Consider the following 3,143-nt stretch of genomic DNA (forward strand, 5'->3'; position numbering starts at 1 on the left):
CTTAATACAAATTGAGGAAGAACCTTTTCAAAAACCATCGACAATCCAGAGATCGTAGTAGAACCACATTGTTGAATTTTATCTTGAAAAAGAGCTTGAGCTGATCTCTTAGCACTGCCAAAAAGGTGAGGGGGAAAGCCTGTCATAAATGGTTGTTTTTTGTTCACATATTAAGGAACCATAGACAGGCTTTTCCTAACATAAAAATTACCGATAAGTGCCCTTAAGTCCGTGCCATTCGGGACAGAGCAGTAGTCAGGAAAAGGCTTGAATGGCTTTATGATATTGTGTATATCGTAGGTAATCAATGATTTGTGCGTTGTGTTCGAGTTGTTGTGATTCCCCTGATCATGAGAGTTACTCGTAAATATTTACTAGCCCCGGAGCATGAAACTTGTGCGTCAGTTTATCACTGCCTTACGAGGGTCGTATGGAGGTCGTTTCTTTTTAAGAGGGAGGAAAAGGAGTATTTTAGGAAGACGATGCGGCAATATGAAGCGTATTGTGGGGTGAAGGTGTTGGCGTTTTACAAATAAGGGGCCAGCTGTGCTGTGGCTTTTGATTCGTGGCGACTATATGGCGGGCTGCTTGTTGTTAGCCTAGAGCGCGGGGATCGTGGCCTCCATCGATAATGTCCTGCGTCCTATCCTAGTAGGCAAAGATGCGAATTTACCAGACCTCTACATCTTGATAGGAACCCTCGGTGGGATCTTCATGTTCGGCGCAGTAGGCCTTATCATCGGCCCGATCATTTGCGCGCTCTTTGTCACCGTTTGGGAGATCTACGGCGTGGTGTACAAAAACCAACTTGAGTCAGACTAGCTGTGTTGGTGATTGGAAGAACCGTGACTGAGGATAAACGCTGATTTAGCTAGAAAGCGGCCAGTACCGACTTCCTCCGCCTAGCGCCATTTCATAAACCTCCAGAAAATGCCATTTGATTCTTTAGCAACTCGGATTGATATAAGGCCAGCCAAGGTTGAGGTTTGTCCTGCGCCAGCCTGCCCCCCCCATAGTTCCAGACCATTTTAAAAAATAGCTACAGATAAAGGAACTCCTCAATTTACAGTTCATATTGTCTGACTAATAGACATTGTGACTAATAGACATTGAGTGTCGCCACCAGCACCCGGTTCGCCTTATCGGGCGTGGCCACTCCGGATACAACGTATCTGCCCTTATATCGCTGTGTTTCGCTAGTATGAGTGAACCCGTTGGGCTCAGACGTGCTGCGGACGGTCGTCTGTTATGGCTTCTCACGTAGAAGAGCTTTGTAAGCTCTTTGCGCTTCAAGAGAAGAGGTTGGAAACCTCTTTTACGTTCGGCTAGGCTACGGGGCTGGAAGCCCCGGCCACGAAAAAAAACCAAGCCCCGGTGATGGAAGAGTGGGGTTGGAAGGATGGTTGATTTTCCGAGGCCGGGTTACTTGCGGCGGCGTTGGTCTCTCGGCGTTTTCGCGTAGTAGCCTGGCTACAGTGGTTATAGACAGCATTGCGGATGACTGTTCCCAGCCAGGCGCGAAACCTGGCGTCGTCGCGGCCCATTTCCATCTTTGGCAGGCCCTGCCATAACTTCCGTGGTTTATTAGACTGACTTTATAGAGGGATGATTATTTTTTGAGGATTAGCGTGTTACGGTGGTCTCTATGGCTAAAGCTCGAATCTGGCTCGCTGGGCTCGGTAAAATAATATTCTGAATTCAGTTTGTGCGATCGCGAGTAAATAGCGTCGCGCTAGTCATTAGACCATCGGTACGAATTTGACTGCTAGGTGTTCAGTGATTTCTAGATCGCCGCTGTCAGATTTGTGGTAGGTGGTGAGTATCTCGTGAGGCAAGTTTTGGCGAATAGGTAATACCATCCTGCCGTGCGGTTTCAGCTGGCTAATGAGTTTTTTTGGGGCTTCATCAGTAGCGCAGGAGATAAGAATAGCATCGAACATTTCCTGACCTGGCCAGCCAAGTGAGCCATCTCCGATATGAATATCAATGTTGGAGATTCCCATCGTTTCGAATCGCTCCATGGACTGCTCGGTTAGCTCGGGTACGCATTCAATCGTGTAGACGTGGCTTGCTATTTGTGCCGCCACTGCGGCCATATAACCACAGCCGGTGCCGATATCCAGTACAGTGGAATCGGGGGTGATATGAGCTAGCTGTAGCATTAGGGCAACGATGTATGGCTGAGAAATCGTCTGACCTGAGCCAATAGGGAGGGCTCTGTCATCGTAAGCATTTTGTCGTAGATCTGCGGCAACAAAAAGCTCGCGCGGCACCGTACGCATAGCATTCAGAACGTATTCATCAGTGATGTCACGTGACTCTAAATGTTCTCGAAGCATGATTTCGATAGGATTTTGCACAACACCTAATGATAACACGGAAATTGCGTGTTGTCTGAGATATGATGACTAACGGATTTATAGGGGCAGAACGGCTAGGTACGGAGCTCTAGTTCGTCTCAGCTAGCTCACACATGGCTGGCATCTTTTTGAAAACATTTAAACGGGGAAGGTCTGGGGTGGGGGATTTATCTTGAATACGGCGCAGATTGATCTCAAGTTGCTCCAAATATTATGAACAATAACGACATCCTTCGCCGTCTCCGCTACGCGTTTAACTTCACCGATTCTCAGGTGACTAAGATCATCGCTCACGTCGAAGGTGATGTGGATAAGGCCCAGGTGGCACACTGGCTCAAGCGCGAGGAACAAGATGGCTTTCAGCCGCTTTCAGATGCCGGACTTTGCCGCTTTCTCGACGGATTCATCATTGAAAAACGTGGACCCCGCCCCGACGGTTCCACGCCGCAACCTCTGGAACGCATGTCCAGAAACGAGGTTCTGAAGAAACTGCGGATCGCTCTCGAGCTGCGCGAAGAGGGGATGATGGATATTTTCAAGCACGCGGGTTTTGTCGTCACTAAAGCCGAACTCGGATCGTTCTTCCGCAAGGAAGGTCAGCGCAACTTTGCCCCATGCCCCGAACAGGTGCTGCGTAAGTTCCTCCACGGTCTAGGCCAGGCGGCGGGCCGTGAATAAGGGGAACAGAGCTGAATGGTACGGACTTAAGCGCCGCAGCTGCGACCTATCGAATCCCAGGCATAGCCCTAGGCTACGTTAGAATACCCTTTGGGGTTGATGATA

The 3,143-nt window shown here is 49.0% G+C and carries 3 protein-coding genes; 2 read left to right on the top strand and 1 reads right to left on the bottom strand.

Annotation, left to right across the window (positions count from 1 at the left end):
* Window positions 1-615: 615 nt before the first annotated feature.
* Window positions 616-822 (top strand): AI-2E family transporter, encoded by a 207-nt coding sequence (locus tag BSZ32_RS09745; protein ID WP_240610608.1) that lies wholly within the window; start codon window positions 616-618, stop codon window positions 820-822.
* A 917-nt stretch (window positions 823-1,739) separates the two neighbouring features.
* Here the strand turns inward: BSZ32_RS09745 and BSZ32_RS09750 are convergent.
* Window positions 1,740-2,339, bottom strand: a complete 600-nt coding sequence (locus tag BSZ32_RS09750) for a protein-L-isoaspartate(D-aspartate) O-methyltransferase (RefSeq protein ID WP_129589690.1) — start codon at window positions 2,337-2,339, stop codon at window positions 1,740-1,742.
* Window positions 2,340-2,573: 234 nt separating this feature from the next.
* On the opposite strand from BSZ32_RS09750, the gene BSZ32_RS09755 reads away from it, so the two are divergent.
* Window positions 2,574-3,038, top strand: coding sequence for a YehS family protein (locus BSZ32_RS09755; protein WP_105043251.1), 465 nt, complete (start codon window positions 2,574-2,576; stop codon window positions 3,036-3,038).
* Window positions 3,039-3,143 lie beyond the last annotated feature (105 nt).

Source organism: Rubritalea profundi (genome assembly GCF_002954445.1).
Taxonomy (GTDB): domain Bacteria; phylum Verrucomicrobiota; class Verrucomicrobiia; order Verrucomicrobiales; family Akkermansiaceae; genus Rubritalea; species Rubritalea profundi.